Raw genomic sequence first — 20,635 nt, forward strand, 5'->3', positions numbered from 1 at the left:
TTGAGCATAATATCTTGTAAAAAATTCTAAAATCCTTTAAAATAAAAGAGTTGGAGGAATTTATGAATGTAAATCAAATTGTACGGATTATTCCTACTTTAAAAGTTAATAATAGAAAATTAAATGAAACATTTTATATTGAAACCCTTGGTATGAAGGCCTTGTTAGAAGAGTCGGCCTTTCTGTCACTAGGTGACCAAACAGGTCTTGAAAAGCTGGTTTTAGAAGAAGCTCCAAGTATGCGTACTCGTAAGGTAGAGGGAAGAAAAAAGCTGGCTAAACTGATTGTCAAGGTGGAAAATCCTTTGGAAATTGAAGGACTCTTATCTAAAACAAATTCGATTCGCCAATTATATAAGGGGAATAATGGCTACGCATTTGAAGTTTTCTCACCAGAAGATGATTTAATTTTGATTCATGCAGAAGATGATAGAGCCAGTCTAGTAGAAGTAGAAGAAAAGCCTGAATTTCAAACAGATTTGGAATCAATTTCTTTGAGTAAGTTTGAGATTTCTATGGAATTACACCTTCCAACTGATATCGAAAGTTTCTTGGAATCATCTGAAATGGGGGCATCACTTGATTTTATCCCAGCTCAGGGGCAGGATTTGACTGTGGACAATACGGTTACTTGGGACTTATCTATGCTTAAGTTCTTGGTCAATGAACTAGATATAGCAAGTCTTCGCAAGAAATTTGAGTCTACCGAATATTTTATTCCTAAGTCTGAAAAATTCTTCCTTGGTAAAGATAGAAATAATGTTGAATTGTGGTTTGAAGAAGTATGAAGTGGACCAAGATTATTAAAAAAATAGAAGAACAAATCGAGGCAGGGATTTATCCCGGAGCCTCTTTTGCGTATTTTAAGGACAATCAATGGACGGAGGTCTATTTAGGCTTGAGTGACCCAGAGCATGGCTTGCAGACTGAGGCAGGATTAGTTTACGACCTAGCCAGTGTCAGCAAGGTTGTTGGGGTTGGCACCGTTTTTACCTTCTTGTGGGATAAAGGTCAATTAGATATTGACAGACCAGTAACCGATTTTTTACCTGAGAGCGATTATCCAGACATCACTATTCGCCAGCTCTTAACCCATGCTACAAATCTTGATCCGTTTATTCCCAATCGTGATCTTTTAACTGCCTCAGAATTAAAAGAAGCGATGTTTCATCTCAACAGACGAAGTCAGCCAGCCTTTCTTTATTCAGATGTCCATTTTTTGCTGTTGGGCTCTATTTTAGAGAGAATTTTTGATCAAGACCTGGATGAGATTTTACAAGAACAAGTTTTTAAACCTTGGGGAATGACGGAAACTAAGTTTGGTCCTGTTGAGCTTGCTGTTCCAACAGTCAGAGGTGTGGAGGCAGGAATAGTGCATGATCCCAAGGCTCGTATCTTGGGCAGACATGCTGGTAGTGCTGGTTTGTTTTCGACTGTAAAGGATTTACAAATCTTTTTAGAATACTATTTAGCAGATGATTTTGCAAGAGATTTGAGTCAAAATTTTTCTCCTTTGGTTGACAAGGAACGTTCTTTAGCATGGAATTTGGAAGGAGATTGGCTAGACCATACGGGCTATACAGGTACCTTTATCATGTGGAATCGTCAGAAGCAAGAAGCGGCTATTTTCCTATCGAATCGTACCTATGAAAAGGATGAGCGGGCTCAATGGATTTTAGATCGCAATCAAGTGATGGACTTGATTCGTAAAGAAGAGTAAGGAGAGACATGTCAAATAGTTTAAAAGGGACTCTATTAACAGTTGTGGCTGGTATTGCTTGGGGCTTGTCTGGAACGAGTGGCCAATACCTGATGGCAAACGGAATTTCGGCTCTAGTCTTGACTAACTTGCGTCTTTTAATCGCTGGTGGAATTCTCATGATCTTGGCTTATGCTACTGCAAAGGATAAAATGCTGACCTTTTTAAAGGATAGAAAGAGTTTGCTGTCTCTTCTCATTTTTGCTTTGATTGGACTTTTTCTTAATCAATTTGCCTATCTAACTGCTATTCAGGAAACCAATGCAGGAACCGCGACGGTACTTCAGTATGTTTGTCCTGTCGGGATTTTGATTTATAGCTGTATCAAGGATAAGGTGGCGCCGACACTGGGAGAGATTGTTTCCATCATATTAGCCATTGGAGGGACCTTCTTGATCGCAACTCATGGGCAGTTGGACCAGTTATCCATGACACCTGCAGGCCTGTTCTGGGGTCTCTTTTCTGCTCTGACTTACGCACTTTATATCATTTTGCCCATATCCTTGATTAAGAAGTGGGGGAGCAGTTTGGTCATTGGTGTGGGAATGGTCATAGCTGGTTTGGTCGCCCTTCCTTTTACAGGAGTTCTACAGGCTACTATTCCAACTAGTCTTGATTTTCTTCTTGCATTTGCGGGCATTATTCTTATCGGGACTGTCTTTGCCTATACAGCTTTCCTTAAAGGAACCAGTCTGATAGGACCGGTCAAGTCAAGCTTGTTGGCTTCAATTGAGCCGATTTCGGCAGTTTTCTTTGCTTTCCTGATCATGAATGAACAATTTTATCCTATTGATTTTCTTGGTATGGCAATGATTTTAATTGCAGTAACTCTGATTTCTTTGAAAGATTTACTCTTAGAAAAATAAAAAAGACTCTTTGTCCGTGACAGAGAGTTTTTGCGTAGTATTTTATACTCAATGAAAATCAAAGAGCAAACTAGGAAACTAGCCACAGGCTGTACTTGAGTACGGCAAGGCGACGTTGACGCGGTTTGAAGAGATTTTCGAAGAGTATTAATTGTTTTCAAGATAAAATTCAAAGCGTTCGCCTACATATTGGCTTTTTACGTATTCAAAAGCTGTCCCATCTTCTAGGTAAGAAACCTGAGTCAGTCCAAGAATAGCATGTCCTTTTTCAACTTCCAAATAGTGGGCAATTTTTTCCTTAGCGAGACGAGCATAGATGGTCTGCTGTGATTTGCCGATACGGTAGCCATGTTTTTGCAAGGTTTGGAAGAAATGACTGGTGATTTCTTCTTTCTTAAAATCCTTAATGAATTTTTCAGGAATAGAAGCAACTTCATAAACCAGAGGGACTTGGTCGGCATAGCGAACACGTTCCATTCGGATAATATTTTCGGTAGGAGAAATTCTTAGCTTGGCAACTTCCTGCTCATTGGGAATAGTTTTTCTGTAGGAAATGAGCTGGCTAGAGGGTACTTTACCTTGGGACTTAACAATTTCAGTAAAACTGGTTGTCCCTCGCATCTTTTCTTGTACTCGAGTACTGGAAACAAAGGTGCCACTTCCTACACGGCGTTCTAAGACGCCTTCTTCAACTAATAGAGATACGGCTTGGCGGAGGGTCATCCGACTGACCTCGAATTGTTCAGCCAAATCTCTTTCACTCGGCAGCCTCTCACCAATGGACCAACGGTGCTCGTCAATATCCTTTTTTATCTGATCATGGATTTTCATATAAGCTGGTAGCATATTTTCACTTCATTTCTATCTTTTCTCTATTGTACCCCAATAAACTAGAAAAAGTCAATCTTCGCCTTGTTTAGTTGGTAATTCACCCTTATTTGTGATAGAATATTGGAAAAAGATATTTCTTTTGAGAAAGGAAAAAGATGAGCAACATTTCAACTGATTTGCAAGATGTAGAAAAAATCATCGTTTTGGACTATGGTAGCCAGTACAACCAGCTGATTTCACGCCGTATCCGTGAGATTGGTGTTTTTTCAGAACTAAAGAGCCATAAAATTTCAGCTGCTGAAGTTCGTGAAATCAACCCTGTAGGAATCATCCTTTCAGGTGGTCCAAACTCTGTATACGAAGATGGTTCATTCGATATTGACCCAGAAATCTTCGAACTAGGAATTCCAATTTTGGGAATCTGTTATGGTATGCAGTTGTTGACCCATAAACTTGGAGGAAAAGTTGTTCCTGCAGGCGATGCTGGAAATCGTGAATACGGTCAATCAACTCTTACTCACACCCCATCAGCTCTTTTTGAATCAACACCAGACGAACAGACTGTTTTGATGAGCCATGGTGATGCAGTTACTGAGATTCCTGCCGACTTTGTTCGTACAGGTACATCAGCTGATTGCCCATACGCAGCCATCGAAAACCCAGATAAACACATTTACGGTATCCAATTCCACCCAGAAGTTCGTCATTCTGTATACGGAAATGATATCCTTCGTAACTTTGCTCTTAACATTTGTAAGGCTAAAGGCGATTGGTCAATGGATAACTTCATTGATATGCAGATTCAAAAAATTCGTGAAACTGTTGGTGATAAACGTGTCCTTCTTGGCCTTTCAGGTGGGGTTGACTCATCTGTCGTTGGGGTTCTTCTCCAAAAAGCGATTGGCGATCAATTGATCTGTATCTTCGTAGACCACGGTCTTCTTCGTAAAGGAGAAGCGGATCAAGTTATGGAAATGCTTGGTGGTAAGTTTGGTTTGAATATCGTCAAAGCAGACGCTGCTAAACGTTTCCTTGATAAACTTGCTGGCGTTTCTGACCCTGAGCAAAAACGTAAAATCATCGGTAACGAATTTGTGTATGTCTTTGATGACGAAGCAAGTAAGCTCAAAGATGTGAAATTCCTTGCTCAAGGTACCTTATACACAGACGTTATCGAGTCTGGTACGGATACAGCTCAAACTATCAAGTCACACCACAACGTGGGTGGTCTTCCAGAAGACATGCAGTTTGAATTGATTGAACCACTCAACACTCTCTATAAAGATGAAGTTCGTGCCCTTGGTACAGAGCTTGGTATGCCAGACCATATCGTATGGCGCCAACCATTTCCAGGACCAGGACTTGCTATCCGTGTCATGGGTGAAATCACTGAAGAGAAACTAGAAACCGTTCGTGAATCAGACGCTATCCTTCGTGAGGAAATTGCTAAAGCAGGTCTTGACCGCGATATCTGGCAATACTTCACAGTGAACACAGGCGTTCGTTCAGTCGGTGTTATGGGTGACGGTCGTACATATGACTACACGATTGCAATCCGTGCTATCACCTCTATCGATGGTATGACAGCTGACTTTGCAAAGATTCCTTGGGATGTCCTTCAAAAGATTTCTGTACGTATCGTAAACGAAGTGGACCACGTTAACCGCATCGTCTATGATATTACAAGTAAACCACCTGCAACAGTTGAGTGGGAGTAAAGCTATAAATACTTTACTCTTATAGTAAATGAAAAATAAGGATTTCGAGAGAACAAAATCGTTCTCTCTTTTTTTAGCTGAATATTTTAAGTAAAAGGTTAAGCTATTCTTTCATAAAACAAGACAGAATGGTTGCCTCCAAAGTCTCATCATAAGAGAACAGTTATATTCTCTGGATCTACTTTTGAGATGGTAAAAATAGATATACTGATATCCATTCCTTTTATCATATCCTTGATTTCTTAAGTTTTAAAGACAGTTTAATCAGGATTCCTTTTATATATCGATTAAGAAATAAATAATCTGTCTTGAATCCTACCATAGATGTATAAAGAGTCATTTTGTTTTTTTGTTTCGTATCAGTATCAATCCGTTCTGATATTGTTTTTTGAATTTTAGAAAATTCTAGTACAGTAGTTAGGAAGTTTTTATAAATTTATTGTATTTAATTCTTGACTTGATACCTTTACTTTTTTAGTTAATTATGTAATAATATTAACAATACAAATAAATGAAAGTTGGTGTTTCTATTGCATAAAGCAGTAAAACAAGAAAAAGGTCATGGCTATCTCCGTAAAACTAAGTTAGGTTTGTTAAGTGGCATTATCCTAACGACTGCTTTAGGGAGTTTATTTTTAAATGGGATTGTAAGCGCTGACGAACAACCAAATTCAAGTACACCTCCTAATGCAGCACAGACTCCTCCTAGCGAAACTGTGGTTCAAAGTGAGTATGAAACGAGTACAACACATACGGTAAAAGAAACCGAGTTAAAAGCTAAAGTTGAAGAAGTAAAAGCTTTCGGGGTTAAGGTTACAGAAACACCCACTGAAAATGTAGGTGTTGCAAATAGTTCTTCTGAGGTTACACATATACGCACAACTGCCGAAGAGAAAGTAGATGCTCAAATTCGTGATTTAGAGTCTGCAAAAGCAGAGAAAGTACAAGCTGATGCTGATCGAGCTAAGATTGAAGAGTTTAAAAATAATCACCTTACTGCAAATTATGTCAACGTAAAAGATAAGATTGCAAGTCAAGTGAATTCAAGATTAGCGTCCGATGATGTCAATAAAGAAATAACACTCAGTAATTTGACTTCTACTGAGGGTGAAGTTCGTTATTTAAACACAGACTCAGTCGATGTAAGAACTAGAGAGGGCGTTGCAGATGCTTTAGGTCGCGATGTAACTACGACTGACACACACGTAACTGTTAAAACTGGAGCAGCTAATCTTCCGGGATTGGAGAAACTTAGGGCTAAGGATAGTAGTGCTGGTTATAGCGGATATATTGTAGAAGCGAAAAACGGTGAAACTTTTACTTACACAGTGAATTTAGATCCAACCAGTGTATTAACATCTAAATATGGTGTTGCAAGTATTGATACAAGTCTCCGTTTGAATTACACTTTACCTGAGGAAACGAAAGTCTATGTAATTATTCGTGGTCAAGCAATTTTACAAGAAATTTTCGTTAAGAACTTATCTAGACGGGTTGCAGGTCAATCGGACTTAGTTAAGTACACTAAGACATTTACTTATAAAGATGCTAAAGGCCAAGAAATTCCGTTAGATAAATTACTCTCTACAATATTAAATGAACAGGCTTTCGGTGGTGAATCTGTAATTAAACCATCAGATGTACCTGAGAAAAAAATTAAAGAGTTCGAATTAAGGTCACCTATTGGCTCAACAGGACAGGTACTATACGAGTTAAGGAGAGAAAATTCTCTTATAGGTGAAAATACGATTTCATCAAGTAATTATCTAAATGCGCGTATGCCAAGAGGACAAATATCTGCTTATTTAAGTCAAAATACCTTCACCAATAAGATTCCTAAGGTTGAGATAATAGATCCAGATAAGGCTTTGAACGGTGTATCTCGTGACTATCATTTGGTGACTTATACAGAGGTTCAACATAAAGGTAAGGTTACTCAAAAGTTTGTCAATGAACAAGGTGCTGAGATTCGACCGTCTGTTACAAGTGAGGTAAAAGCAGTAGGGGAGCAAATTACATTAACTCATCCTACGGATATTGACTTTGAGAACAAGCGTTATACCTTTAAAGACCAAGATAAACAAGATATTACAGAGATTGTAAAAGGTGAAACTAATATAACTTATGTTTATAAACAAAAGTATGAAAATAATTTATCACCTGTTGAGATTGAAACTCCTATTCCGATTGAGACTACTTATGTTGCAGACCCAACGAAGGAAGTAGGTGACAATGAGACTGTCGATAATGGAACTGCGGGTAAGGTTGTAACTTCAACACCTAAGATTGTAAACGAATTAACAGGAGAAGTTACTGATGGTCAACCTACTGAGAAACGTACTGAAATGCAACCTAAAGTAGTTAAAGTAGGTACGAAACCAACAGTTGTAGAAACAACTACTCCATATACAACACGTTATGTAGAAGATAATACAAAAGATAAAGACTATCGAGAAGTAACAAAATCTGGTAAAGCTGGTAAAACAACTACTACGACAACTTATACCTTGAATCCTAATACAGGTACAGTAATATCGAACGAACCAACCACGATTACTGAAGAAGCAGTAGAAGAAGTTATCACAGTAGGTACGAAACCAACAGTTGTAGAAACAACTACTCCATATACAACACGTTATGTGGAAGACAATGTAAAAGATAAAGACTATCGTGAAGTAACAAAATCTGGTAAAGCTGGTAAAACAACTACTACGACAACTTATACCTTGAATCCTAATACAGGTATAGTAACATCGAACGAACCGACCATGATTACTGAAGAAGCAGTAGAAGAAGTTATCACAGTAGGTACGAAACCAACAGTTGTAGAAACAATTACTCCATATACAACACGTTATGTAGAAGATAATACAAAAGATAAAGACTATCGTGAAGTAACAAGACCTGGTAAAGCTGGTAAAACAACTACTACGACAACTTATACCTTGGATCCTAATACAGGAGCAGTAACACCGAATGAACCAACCACGATTACTGAAGAAGCAGTAGAAGAAGTTATCACAGTAGGTACGAAACCAACAGTTGTAGAAACAACTACTCCATATACAACACGTTATGTAGAAGATAATGCAAAAGATAAAGACTATCGTGAAGTAACAAAATCTGGTAAAGCTGGTAAAACAACTACTACGACAACTTATACCTTGAATCCTAATACAGGTACAGTAATATCGAACGAACCAACCACGATTACTGAAGAAGCAGTAGAAGAAGTTATCACAGTAGGTACGAAACCAACAGTTGTAGAAACAACTACTCCATATACAACACGTTATGTAGAAGATAATACAAAAGATAAAGATTATCGTGAAGTAACAAGACCTGGTAAATCTGGTAAAACAACTACTACGACAACTTATACCTTGAATCCTAATACAGGTGCAGTAACATCGAACGAACCAACCATGATTACTGAAGAAGCAGTAGAAGAAGTTATCACAGTAGGTACTAAACCTAAAGTTGTAGAAACAACTACTCCATATACAACACGTTATGTAGAAGATAGTACAAAAGATAAAGATTATCGTGAAGTAACAAGACCTGGTAAATCTGGTAAGACAACTACTACGACAACTTATACCTTGGATCCTAATACAGGAGCAGTAACACCGAATGAACCAACCACGATTACTGAAGAAGCAGTAGAAGAAGTTATCACAGTAGGTACGAAACCAAAGGTTGAGGCACCAAAGGTTGAAACGCCAAAAGTTGAAACACCAAAGGTTGAAACACCAAAGGTTGAAACACCAAAAGTTGAAACACCAAAGGTTGAAACGCCAAAAGTTGAAACACCAAAGGTTGAGGCACCAAAGGTTGAGGCACCAAAGGTTGAGGCACCAAAAGTTGAGGCACCAAAAGTAGAAGCACCAAAGATAGAAGTACCAAAATCAAAGACACCAACTGAACAATCGACAAAAGAAACTTCACAAATTCCGACTTCTGTAGCAAGTAAGAGAGAGGAATTGCCTAATACAGGTACAGAAGATCATGCTAATCTTGTAGTCTTAGGACTTCTAGGAGTTTTGAGTGGATTTGGATTTCTTGCACACAAGAAAAAAGAAGTGGAGAAATAGTTTTTTCTAACCTATATTAGAAAAGGGCTCACATCTGTGGGCTTTTTCTCTTTGACAATCTTTTTGCTTTAATAATCTAAAAGATTAGAATTGTCAAAACAATCTGTCTAGGCTTGATTTTATCGCTTATTTACTATAAAATGAGAAGGAAAAACGTCAAACTTTTATATTGCAAATAGGAGAAAACATGACAAAAACATTAAAACGTCCTGAGGTTTTATCACCTGCAGGGACTTTAGAGAAGCTAAAAGTAGCTGTTCAGTATGGTGCAGATGCTGTCTTTATCGGTGGTCAGGCCTATGGTCTTCGTAGCCGTGCAGGAAACTTTACCTTTGAACAGATGGAAGAAGGTGTCCAGTTTGCGGCCAAGTATGGTGCTAAGGTTTATGTGGCTGCCAACATGGTTATGCACGAAGGAAATGAAGCTGGTGCTGGTGAGTGGTTCCGTAAACTGCGTGATATCGGGATTGCAGCAGTTATCGTATCTGACCCAGCCTTGATTATGATTGCAGCGACTGAAGCACCAGGTCTTGAAATCCACCTCTCTACCCAAGCAAGTGCCACTAACTATGAAACCCTTGAGTTCTGGAAAGAACTGGGCTTAACTCGTGTCGTTTTGGCGCGTGAGGTTTCGATGGAAGAATTAGCTGAAATTCGCAAACGTACAGATGTTGAGATTGAAGCCTTTGTCCACGGAGCCATGTGTATTTCTTACTCTGGTCGTTGTACTCTTTCAAACCATATGAGTATGCGTGATGCCAACCGTGGTGGTTGTTCACAGTCTTGTCGCTGGAAATACGATCTTTACGACATGCCATTTGGTCAAGAACGTAAGAGCCTTAAAGGTGAAATTCCAGAAGAATTTTCGATGTCTGCCGTTGATATGTCTATGATTGACCATATCCCAGATATGATTGAAAACGGTGTGGACAGTCTAAAAATCGAAGGACGTATGAAGTCTATTCACTATGTTTCAACTGTAACCAACTGCTACAAGGCGGCTGTTGATGCTTATCTAGAGAGTCCAGAGAAGTTTGAAGCTATCAAGCAAGACTTGATTGATGAGATGTGGAAGGTTGCCCAACGTGAATTAGCAACAGGTTTCTACTACGGTACACCATCGGAAAATGAGCAGTTGTTTGGTGCTCGTCGTAAAATTCCTGAGTATAAGTTTGTTGCTGAAGTGGTTTCTTATGATGATGCGACACAAACAGCAACTATTCGTCAACGGAACGTTATTAACGAAGGAGACCAAGTTGAGTTTTATGGCCCAGGTTTCCGTCATTTTGAAACGTATATCGAAAATTTACATGATGCCAAAGGCAATAAAATAGACCGCGCTCCAAATCCAATGGAACTCTTGACAATCAAAGTCCCACAACCTGTTCAAGCTGGAGACATGGTTCGAGCTCTTAAAGAAGGTCTCATCAATCTTTATAAGGAAGATGGAACTAGCGTCACAGTGCGTGCTTAATAAACATGTAGGAGACGAAAGCTTTCTAGTTGCTTTCCCTTTAATCCTACTTACTAAAGAACCTTAGGTTAAAGAAAATATATTAATTTCCATCCGAGATTTCATCTCGGATTTTTTCATTATTTTTCAGAAAGGTCTAGATAATGGACGGATTTATTACAATTTTTTTCCAAAGTTTTCTATATAATAGACTCAAAAATAGTAAAATTGTAAATAATTTCCGTTAAGCGCTTTCAATGTTGGTAAAAAGTTGACAAATCCAATTTTTAGGACTAAACTAAGTAAGTAAATTTTAATTAAAAGGAGAATTCGTCATGAATTTAACATTTTTCGGTCTATGTCTTGCCTGTATGGGTGTATCTCTTGGTGAAGGTATGTTGATGAACGGTTTGTTGAAATCAGTTGCTCGCCAACCAGATATCATCTCAGAACTACGTAGTTTGATGATCCTAGGGGTTGCCTTTATTGAAGGTACTTTCTTCGTTACTCTTGTCTTTTCATTTATCATCAAATAAAAGAAGTATAAATTGAAAAAGGGAGGATTTTAGATGGAAGAAAGTATTAATCCAACCATCAATATTGGTCCTGTTACCTTTAATTTAACCATAGTAGTTTTGACTTTGTTGACTGTAGCACTTATTTTTGGCTTTATTTATTGGGCAACTCGAAATATGACTTTGAGACCCACAGGAAAACAAAATGTATTAGAGTATTTATTTGATTTTGTTGTTGGATTTACAAAATCAAACCTTGGTCCAATGATAAAGGATTATTCTCTCTTTTATTTCTGTTTATTCCTATTTATGGCCATTGCAAATAATATTGGCTTAATGGCTAGAATTCAGACTACAGATGGTGTAAATCTTTGGACCTCACCAACAGCAAATTTGTCATTTGACTTGGTCTTGTCTTTTACAATTATCTTAATGACACACGTAGAAGGAATTCGTCGTCGTGGAATCAAAAAGTATTTAAAAGCATTTGTAACACCAGGTTTTATGACACCAATGAATCTCTTGGAAGAAGTTACCAATCTCCTTTCACTTGCATTGCGGGTATTTGGTAATATCTTTGCAGGGGAAGTGATGGCAAGTATGTTAGTCCTACTTTCTCATCAGGCCTTCTATTGGTATCCTATTGCTTTTGGAACAAATCTAATCTGGACTGCATTTTCTGTTTTTATTTCTTGTGTACAAGCATATGTATTTACATTGTTATCTTCAATGTACCTAGGAAATAAAATTAATGATGAAGAATAGAAAGGAGTAGTTTATGAATGTAACAGTAGGTGAATTACTTGGTGATTTTATACTAATCGCTGGTTCCTTTATTCTCTTGCTAGTCTTGGTTAAGAAATATGCTTGGTCAAATTTGACTAGTATTTTCGAACAAAGAGCAGAAAAAATTGCAGCAGATATTGACGGAGCTGAACAAGCACGTCAAAAAGCAGAAGTATTGGCTCAAAAACGCGAAGATGAATTGGCTGGTAGCCGTAAAGAAGCTAAGACAATCATTGAGAATGCGAAAGAAACAGCTGAGAAAAGCAAAGCTAGTATTTTAGCAGATGCTAAGCTAGAAGCAGGACGCTTGAAAGAAAAAGCGAACCAAGAAATTGCTCAAAATAAAGCTGAAGCTTTACAAAGCGTTAAGGGTGAGGTAGCAGATTTGACAATCAGCCTGGCTGGTAAAATCATCTCACAAAACCTTGACGGTCATGCCCATAAAGAACTCATTGATCAGTATATCGATCAGTTAGGAGAAGCTTAATGGACAAGAAAACAGTAAAGGTAATTGAAAAATACAGCATGCCTTTTGTCCAATTGGTTTTAGAAAAAGGAGAAGAAGACCGTATCTTTTCAGACTTAGCTCAAATCAAGCAAGTTGCTGAAGAAACAGGTTTACCTTCTTTTTTAAAAAAAGTGGCAGTAGACGAGTCTGATAAGGAAAAAACAATTGCTTTCTTCCAAGACTCTGTGTCACCTTTATTGCAAAACTTTATCCAGGTTCTTATCTACAATCACAGAGCAAATCTTTTTTATGATATTCTTGTAGATTGCTTGAACCGACTTGAAAAAGAAACAAATCGATTTGAAGTGACGATTACGTCAGCTCATCCTTTAACTGATGAACAGAAGAGTCGCTTGCTCCCTTTGATTGAGAAAAAAATGTCTCTTAAAGTAAGGAGTGTAAAAGAACAAATCGATGAAAGTCTTATTGGTGGTTTTGTCATTTTTGCCAATCACAAGACAATTGATGTGAGTATTAAACAACAACTTAAAGTTGTTAAAGAAAATTTGAAATAGAAAGTGGTGTTCTTTTGGCAATTAACGCACAAGAAATCAGCGCTTTAATTAAGCAACAAATTGAAAATTTCAAACCCAATTTTGATGTGACTGAAACAGGTGTTGTAACCTATATCGGGGACGGTATCGCGCGTGCTCACGGCCTTGAAAATGCCATGAGTGGAGAGTTGTTGATTTTTGAAAACGGCTCTTATGGGATGGCTCAAAACTTGGAGTCAACAGACGTTGGTATTATCATCCTAGGTGACTTTACAGATATCCGTGAAGGCGATACAATCCGCCGTACAGGGAAAATCATGGAAGTCCCAGTAGGTGAAAGTCTGATTGGTCGTGTTGTGGATCCGCTTGGTCGTCCAGTTGACGGTCTTGGAGAAATCCACACTGATAAAACTCGTCCAGTTGAAGCGCCAGCTCCTGGTGTTATGCAACGTAAGTCTGTATCAGAACCATTGCAAACTGGTTTGAAAGCTATTGATGCCCTTGTTCCGATTGGTCGTGGTCAACGTGAGTTGATTATCGGTGACCGTCAGACAGGGAAAACAACCATTGCGATTGATACAATTTTGAACCAAAAAGGTCAAGATATGATTTGTATCTATGTAGCGATTGGACAAAAAGAATCAACAGTTCGTACACAAGTAGAAACACTTCGTCAGTACGGTGCCTTGGATTACACAATCGTTGTGACAGCCTCTGCTTCACAACCATCTCCATTGCTTTTCCTAGCTCCTTATGCTGGGGTTGCCATGGCAGAAGAATTTATGTACCAAGGGAAACATGTTTTGATTGTTTATGATGATTTATCAAAACAAGCGGTAGCTTATCGTGAACTGTCACTCTTGCTTCGTCGTCCTCCAGGTCGTGAAGCCTTCCCAGGGGATGTTTTCTACCTTCACAGCCGTTTGCTTGAGCGCTCAGCTAAAGTTTCTGATGAACTTGGTGGTGGATCAATTACTGCCCTACCATTTATCGAGACACAAGCAGGAGATATCTCTGCCTATATCGCAACCAACGTGATTTCAATCACTGATGGACAAATCTTCCTTGGTGATGGTCTCTTCAATGCGGGTATTCGTCCAGCCATCGATGCGGGTTCATCTGTATCTCGTGTAGGTGGTTCTGCACAAATCAAAGCCATGAAAAAGGTTGCTGGTACACTTCGTATCGACCTTGCTTCATACCGTGAGTTGGAAGCCTTCACTAAGTTTGGTTCTGACTTGGATGCGGCAACACAGGCTAAGTTGAACCGTGGACGTCGTACAGTGGAAGTTTTGAAACAACCTGTTCACAAACCATTACCTGTTGAGAAACAAGTAACCATTCTCTATGCTTTGACACATGGTTTCTTGGATACTGTTCCAGTAGATGATATTGTTCGTTTCGAGGAAGAGTTCCATGCCTTCTTTGATGCTCAACATCCAGAGATTTTGGAAACCATTCGTGATACAAAAGACTTGCCAGAAGAAGCAGTCTTGGATGCTGCGATTACAGAGTTTCTCAATCAAACCAGCTTCCAATAAGAATAGAGGTGTCAGATGGCAGTATCTCTAAATGATATTAAAACAAAAATCGCCTCAACAAAAAATACGAGTCAAATCACTAATGCCATGCAGATGGTATCAGCTGCTAAGCTAGGGCGTTCTGAAGAAGCTGCTCGCAACTTCCAAGTTTATGCTCAGAAAGTTCGTAAACTTTTGACGGATATTCTTCATGGGAATGGAGCTGGCAGTTCAACCAATCCGATGTTGATTAGTCGTCCAGTTAAGAAGACAGGCTATATCGTCATTACTTCAGACCGAGGTTTGGTTGGAGGTTATAATTCTTCTATTCTGAAAGCCGTTATGGAGCTGAAAGAAGAATACCATCCAGACGGTAAAGGTTTTGAAATGATCTGTATTGGTGGAATGGGAGCTGATTTCTTTAAAGCTCGTGGTATTCAACCACTTTATGAACTACGTGGCTTGGCAGATCAACCAAGCTTTGATGAAGTTCGTAAGATTATTTCAAAAACTGTTGAAATGTACCAAAATGAACTTTTTGATGAACTCTATGTCTGCTATAACCACCATGTCAATACGCTAACCAGTCAAATGCGTGTGGAACAAATGCTTCCAATTGTTGACTTGGATCCAAATGAAGCAGATGATAGTTACAGCTTGACCTTTGAATTGGAAACTAGCCGAGAAGAAATTTTGGAGCAGTTGTTGCCTCAATTTGCAGAAAGTATGATTTACGGTGCTATTATCGATGCTAAGACAGCTGAAAATGCTGCGGGTATGACAGCCATGCAAACAGCGACAGATAATGCTAAGAAAGTCATTAATGATTTGACAATTCAGTATAACCGTGCCAGACAGGCGGCGATTACACAAGAAATTACAGAAATCGTAGCAGGAGCTAGTGCCTTAGAATAGGCACTAGTCCAGCTCGTATGAAAATGAACTTAGGACCTAGTTAAGCTAGGGACCGACAGTATCTTATATAGAATAGGAGAAGGAGATGAGTTCAGGTAAAATTGCTCAGGTTATCGGTCCCGTTGTAGACGTCTTGTTTGCAGCAGGGGAAAAACTTCCTGAGATTAACAATGCACTTGTCGTCTACAAAAATGACGAAAGAAAAACAAAAATCGTCCTTGAAGTAGCCTTGGAGTTGGGAGATGGTATGGTCCGTACTATCGCCATGGAATCAACAGATGGTTTGACTCGTGGAATGGAAGTATTGGACACAGGTCGTCCAATCTCTGTACCAGTAGGTAAAGAAACTTTGGGACGTGTCTTCAATGTTTTGGGAGATACCATTGACTTGGAAGCTCCTTTTACAGAAGATGCAGAGCGTCAGCCAATTCATAAAAAAGCTCCAACTTTTGATGAGTTGTCTACCTCTTCTGAAATCCTTGAAACAGGGATTAAGGTTATCGACCTTCTTGCCCCTTACCTTAAAGGTGGTAAGGTTGGACTTTTCGGTGGTGCCGGAGTTGGTAAAACTGTCTTGATTCAAGAATTGATTCACAACATTGCCCAAGAACACGGTGGTATTTCAGTATTTACCGGTGTTGGGGAACGTACTCGTGAGGGTAATGACCTTTACTGGGAAATGAAAGAATCAGGCGTTATCGAGAAAACAGCCATGGTATTTGGTCAGATGAATGAGCCACCAGGAGCACGTATGCGTGTTGCCCTTACTGGTTTGACAATTGCTGAATACTTCCGTGATGTAGAAGGCCAAGACGTGCTTCTCTTTATCGATAATATCTTCCGTTTCACTCAGGCTGGTTCAGAAGTATCTGCCCTTTTGGGTCGTATGCCATCAGCCGTTGGTTACCAACCAACACTTGCTACGGAAATGGGTCAATTGCAAGAGCGTATTACATCAACTAAAAAGGGTTCTGTAACCTCTATCCAGGCTATCTATGTGCCAGCGGATGACTATACTGACCCAGCGCCAGCAACAGCCTTCGCTCACTTGGACTCAACAACTAACTTGGAACGTAAGTTGGTACAATTGGGTATCTACCCAGCCGTTGACCCACTTGCTTCAAGCTCACGTGCCTTGGCACCTGAAATTGTTGGAGAAGAGCACTATGCAGTTGCTGCTGAAGTAAAACGTGTTCTTCAACGTTACCATGAATTGCAAGATATTATTGCTATCCTTGGTATGGATGAGCTTTCTGATGAAGAAAAGACCTTGGTTGCTCGTGCTCGTCGTATCCAGTTCTTCTTGTCACAAAACTTCAACGTTGCTGAACAATTTACTGGTCAACCAGGTTCTTATGTTCCAGTTGCTGAAACTGTTCGTGGCTTTAAGGAAATCCTTGATGGTAAACACGACCACTTGCCAGAAGATGCCTTCCGTGGTGTAGGTTCTATCGAAGATGTGATTGCAAAAGCTGAAAAAATGGGATTTTAAGAGGTGATCTATGGCTCAGTTAACTGTCCAGATCGTGACACCAGATGGTCTCGTCTATGATCACCATGCCAGCTTTGTATCAGTTCGAACTCTGGATGGTGAGATGGGAATCTTGCCACGACATGAAAATATGATTGCAGTTTTAGCAGTTGATGAGGTTAAGGTTAAACGTGTAGATGATGAAAATCACGTGAACTGGATTGCAGTGAACGGAGGCGTTATCGAAGTTGCCAATGGCGTTGCCACAATTGTTGCTGACTCTGCAGAACGTGCTCGTGATATCGACGTTAGTCGTGCAGAACGTGCCAAACTTCGAGCAGAGCGTGAAATTGAAGAAGCACAAGACAAACACTTGATTGACCAAGAACGTCGTGCGAAGATTGCACTGCAACGTGCCATTAACCGTATTAATGTCGGAAATAGACTATAAGAAAAAAATGAACTTGAGTTACCAAGTTCATTTTTTATGTTTTCTTAAGGGGCAAAACTGATGCAGACTGCTTCTGGGACATGGAAGTCATTAGAAAGTTCTGCTAGACGTCCAGTTTCAGAGTTGCGTTTAAAGACGGTTGCATTGTCAGAGTCTTGATGGACAGCAATGACAAATTCTTGGTCTGGTGTCAAATCAAAATCACGTGGAGTCTGACCATGTGTCGGAACGATTTCTAACAACTCTAAGCTACCGTCCGCAAGAATTGTATATACTGCGATAGAATCATGACCCCGGTTAGAGGCGTAGAGGTATTTACCATCTTTAGAGAGACGAATAGCAGCAGTACCATTAAAGCCTTCATAACCGTCTGGTAGAGTTGAAATGACTTGCATGCGTTCAAATTCGCCAACACCATCGTAGATTAGAACCTCGATAGTGCTATTGAGTTCACAAATGAGATAAGCGATTTTATAATGGTTATGGAAAATAATATGGCGTGAGCCTGCTCCTGGCTGGCTATGATAGGTATAGAGCTTAGATAATTTTCCTTCTGAATCAAGATCATAAGTAATTACTTGGTCAGTACCCAAGTCGCAGGTCACTAGATAGTGGTCAGGTGTTAAATCTGAATAGTGAACATGTGGAGAAGCTTGATTTTCATGTGGACCTTGGCCGCTGTGTTGATCCACATCACTAAGTAGAAGACGACCATCTTCCTGGCGTTTATAAACAAGTACCTGTCCTTTATGGTAGTTGGCAGCATATACCAAATCACGCTTTTCATCCACGGCAACATAACAGTGGGGAGCTCCTTCTTCAACGACATGATTTAATAAGGTACCATTAGTTTGATAGGCTGCAATTCCACCCTTATCGTCTTGACTACCAACAGTGTATAAATGTTGATGCTGGTCAAAGGCAAGGTAGGTTGGACTTGGCTCAGTAGCAAAAAGTTCTAGATTTGAAAGCTGACCAGTTTCTGTATCAAAGTCTGCCTTGTAAATCCCTTGGGAAGTCCGACGTGTATAAGTTCCAAAATAAACAGTTTCTTTCATAACTTTACCTCTAAAATAAAGATATGACTATTATATCACAAAAATGCTAGTATGAAGAAATCAACCTTGGCAAGAGCTTTACCTAATTCTTTTGATGATAATATTAGAAATTTTTCATTGATTTACTTAATAAAAGTGCTATAATAATCTTATACAAATTGCAAAGGAGTTTGTTTATGAAAAAACGTGTTTTCTTAGCATCAGGAGTTGCTGTACTCTCGGCAGCTGTCCTAGCAGCGTGTTCATCTGGTAGTGCTAATAAAGAAGCAAATAAACCAGTTACTTATGCCTATGTATTTTCATCAGATCCTTCGACTCTGGATTATACAGTTTCTGGAAATGTCAGCACTAAACAGGTCACAGGGAACGTTATTGACGGTTTGCTTGAAAATGACCAATATGGGAATCTAGTACCATCAGTTGCAGAAGATTGGACTGTTTCCAAAGATGGTTTGACCTATACCTATAAAATACGTCAGGGTGTCAAATGGTATACCAATGAGGGGGAAGAGTATGGTGAAGTCAAGGCTCAAGACTTTGTAACTGGTTTAAAACACGCAGCTGACAAGAAATCAGAAGCACTTTATCTTGTACAGGATTCTATCAAAGGATTGGATGACTATGTAAATGGGAAAACAACGGATTTTTCTACTGTTGGTGTAAAAGCAACAGACGATTATACTGTAGTCTATACTTTAAACCATCCAGAATCTTTCTGGAATTCGAAGACAACAATGGGAGTCCTTGCACCAGTCAATGAAGACTTTTTAGCTTCTAAAGGAGATGACTTTGGTAAACCAACTGATGTAACGAGCATTCTATACAATGGGCCTTATCTCCTCAAAGGTCTTACATCTAAGTCTTCTATCGAAATGACCAAAAATCAAAACTACTGGGATAAACAAAATGTCTTTATTGATGATATCAAGTTATCCTTCTTTGATGGTCAAGATGCAGACTCTCTAGGTCGCGGTTTTGATGAGGGACACTATCCAGCTGCACCACTCTTTAAAAACTCTGCTAACTATGAACGTCTAAAAGAAAAATACAAGGATAATATTGTGTATGGTCAACAGCGTGGAGGAGTTTTTTATATCTCAACCAATATCGACCGTGTAAATTACAATCACACTGCTAAAACAAGTGATGCAGAAAAATCATCTACTAAGAAAGCACTTTTAAACAAAGATTTCCGTCAAGCCTTGGCTTTTGCGGTAGATCGTAAAGCAGGGATCTCTCAAGTATTTGGTGATGAAGTAGGACCTCGTAAGTTACGGACAAGTTTCACTCCTCCAACATTTGTTCAAGTAGGAGATCAAACATTTGGTCAAGTTACTAAGACAGAATTGGATAAATTAGATAATGTCTGGAAAGATGTCAGTCTTGATGATGCCCAAGATTCACTTCATAATGTAGACAAGGCTAAAGCTAAGTTTGAAGCTGCTAAAAAAACTCTCCAAGCTGATGGAGTACAGTTCCCGATTCATTTAGATTTGCCAATTTCTTCATCAAATCCAGATTTTATTCGTCAGGTTCAGTCTTATAAACAATCCATTGAGGAAGCCTTAGGCTCTGACAATGTAGTTGTTGATATTCAACAAGTTTCTAATGACGAATTGGGAAGTATGACTACTCTAGCTACTTCCAATGCAAATACTGACTGGGATATTAATGCAGTCAGTGGTTGGACTCCAGACTTTGCTGATCCATCAACTTATCTAGATGTATTTGATCCAACTTCAGGTCCAAGTCTCCTCAGTGCTCTTGGTGTGGCACCAGGAACAGACAATCCAGTTATTAAAACAGTTGGATTGGATAAATACAAAGAACTGATTGATGATGCAAATAGTGAGAAAACAGACCTTCAAAAACGTTATTCCAAATATTCTAAGGCCCAAGCTTGGTTGTCAGATAGTGCACTTGTTATTCCAGTATACTCTGATGGTGCTCAAATGCTAGTGACGAAAATGGTTCCTGGCAGTGGTGCCGGTGGCTGGGTAGGTGACAAGACTAGTGAAAATAGCTACAAGTATCTGAAAATCCAAGATAAGATTGTCACTACTAAAGAAATGGATGAGTTCCGCAAGAAATTTGCTGATGAAAAAGCCAAATCAAACGCTGATTATCAGAAGAACTTAGACCGTCATATTCAAGAATAATTGAATCTCCTCTTTTGAGGGGATTTTTGTTTAAACT

At 39.1% G+C, this 20,635-nt stretch carries 17 protein-coding genes; 15 read left to right on the plus strand and 2 right to left on the minus strand.

Annotated elements, in window-relative coordinates:
• The first annotated feature begins 62 nt into the window (after positions 1-62).
• From ACERDH_RS00070 to ACERDH_RS00080, 3 genes are read left to right on the plus strand one after another with little or no spacing between them, the layout of a single operon-like run.
• Entirely contained in the window at positions 63-788 is a 726-nt protein-coding gene (locus tag ACERDH_RS00070; RefSeq protein ID WP_386680749.1) for a CppA N-terminal domain-containing protein, read from the plus strand.
• Positions 785-1,720 carry a serine hydrolase domain-containing protein gene (locus tag ACERDH_RS00075; protein WP_261043941.1) on the plus strand — a complete coding sequence of 312 codons (936 nt, stop codon included), beginning with the start codon at positions 785-787 and terminating at the stop codon, positions 1,718-1,720. Before ACERDH_RS00070 ends, ACERDH_RS00075 begins: the two co-directional genes overlap by 4 nt.
• Positions 1,721-1,728: 8 nt before the next feature.
• Entirely contained in the window at positions 1,729-2,625 is an 897-nt protein-coding gene (locus tag ACERDH_RS00080) for a DMT family transporter (protein WP_261043942.1), read from the plus strand.
• Positions 2,626-2,772: 147 nt separating this feature from the next.
• Here the strand turns inward: ACERDH_RS00080 and ACERDH_RS00085 are convergent, their stop codons facing one another.
• A complete protein-coding gene (locus ACERDH_RS00085) occupies positions 2,773-3,471 on the minus strand; it encodes a GntR family transcriptional regulator (protein ID WP_261446058.1) in 699 nt (232 codons plus the stop codon).
• 140 nt (positions 3,472-3,611) lie between these two features.
• Between ACERDH_RS00085 and guaA the strand changes: the two genes are divergently transcribed.
• From guaA to ACERDH_RS00140, 11 genes are all read left to right on the plus strand, one after another.
• Positions 3,612-5,174 (plus strand): glutamine-hydrolyzing GMP synthase, encoded by a 1,563-nt coding sequence (guaA, locus tag ACERDH_RS00090; RefSeq protein ID WP_261011022.1) that lies wholly within the window; start codon positions 3,612-3,614, stop codon positions 5,172-5,174.
• A gap of 521 nt (positions 5,175-5,695) precedes the next feature.
• Positions 5,696-9,268: a G5 domain-containing protein gene (locus ACERDH_RS00095; protein WP_386680755.1), complete on the plus strand. Its 3,573-nt coding sequence runs from the start codon at positions 5,696-5,698 to the stop codon at positions 9,266-9,268.
• Positions 9,269-9,455: 187 nt separating this feature from the next.
• Positions 9,456-10,742: a peptidase U32 family protein gene (locus tag ACERDH_RS00100; RefSeq protein WP_203180458.1), complete on the plus strand. Its 1,287-nt coding sequence runs from the start codon at positions 9,456-9,458 to the stop codon at positions 10,740-10,742.
• Positions 10,743-11,056: 314 nt separating this feature from the next.
• Positions 11,057-11,257 carry a F0F1 ATP synthase subunit C gene (locus tag ACERDH_RS00105; RefSeq protein ID WP_001054560.1) on the plus strand — a complete coding sequence of 67 codons (201 nt, stop codon included), beginning with the start codon at positions 11,057-11,059 and terminating at the stop codon, positions 11,255-11,257.
• A 33-nt stretch (positions 11,258-11,290) separates the two neighbouring features.
• Entirely contained in the window at positions 11,291-12,001 is a 711-nt protein-coding gene (gene atpB, locus ACERDH_RS00110) for a F0F1 ATP synthase subunit A (RefSeq protein WP_000392870.1), read from the plus strand.
• 13 nt (positions 12,002-12,014) lie between these two features.
• Positions 12,015-12,509: a F0F1 ATP synthase subunit B gene (gene atpF, locus ACERDH_RS00115; protein WP_001103468.1), complete on the plus strand. Its 495-nt coding sequence runs from the start codon at positions 12,015-12,017 to the stop codon at positions 12,507-12,509.
• Entirely contained in the window at positions 12,509-13,045 is a 537-nt protein-coding gene (locus ACERDH_RS00120; protein ID WP_004256581.1) for a F0F1 ATP synthase subunit delta, read from the plus strand. The genes atpF and ACERDH_RS00120 overlap by 1 nt, the downstream gene beginning before the upstream one ends.
• A 14-nt stretch (positions 13,046-13,059) precedes the next feature.
• Entirely contained in the window at positions 13,060-14,565 is a 1,506-nt protein-coding gene (gene atpA / locus ACERDH_RS00125; RefSeq protein ID WP_000996629.1) for a F0F1 ATP synthase subunit alpha, read from the plus strand.
• A gap of 15 nt (positions 14,566-14,580) precedes the next feature.
• Positions 14,581-15,459, plus strand: a complete 879-nt coding sequence (locus tag ACERDH_RS00130; protein ID WP_000301224.1) for a F0F1 ATP synthase subunit gamma — start codon at positions 14,581-14,583, stop codon at positions 15,457-15,459.
• An 85-nt stretch (positions 15,460-15,544) separates the two neighbouring features.
• Entirely contained in the window at positions 15,545-16,951 is a 1,407-nt protein-coding gene (atpD, locus tag ACERDH_RS00135) for a F0F1 ATP synthase subunit beta (protein ID WP_000094357.1), read from the plus strand.
• A gap of 10 nt (positions 16,952-16,961) precedes the next feature.
• Positions 16,962-17,381, plus strand: a complete 420-nt coding sequence (locus ACERDH_RS00140; RefSeq protein WP_386680766.1) for a F0F1 ATP synthase subunit epsilon — start codon at positions 16,962-16,964, stop codon at positions 17,379-17,381.
• Between the two features lie 44 nt (positions 17,382-17,425).
• On the opposite strand, the gene ACERDH_RS00145 is transcribed toward ACERDH_RS00140, so the two are convergent.
• Positions 17,426-18,439 (minus strand): lactonase family protein, encoded by a 1,014-nt coding sequence (locus tag ACERDH_RS00145; protein ID WP_247953158.1) that lies wholly within the window; start codon positions 18,437-18,439, stop codon positions 17,426-17,428.
• Positions 18,440-18,615: 176 nt separating this feature from the next.
• On the opposite strand from ACERDH_RS00145, the gene ACERDH_RS00150 reads away from it, so the two are divergent.
• Positions 18,616-20,598, plus strand: coding sequence for a peptide ABC transporter substrate-binding protein (locus tag ACERDH_RS00150; RefSeq protein WP_386680770.1), 1,983 nt, complete (start codon positions 18,616-18,618; stop codon positions 20,596-20,598).
• The last annotated feature ends 37 nt before the right edge of the window (positions 20,599-20,635 follow it).

Origin of the sequence: Streptococcus bovismuti, assembly GCF_042436615.2 — a bacterium.
Taxonomy (GTDB): domain Bacteria; phylum Bacillota; class Bacilli; order Lactobacillales; family Streptococcaceae; genus Streptococcus.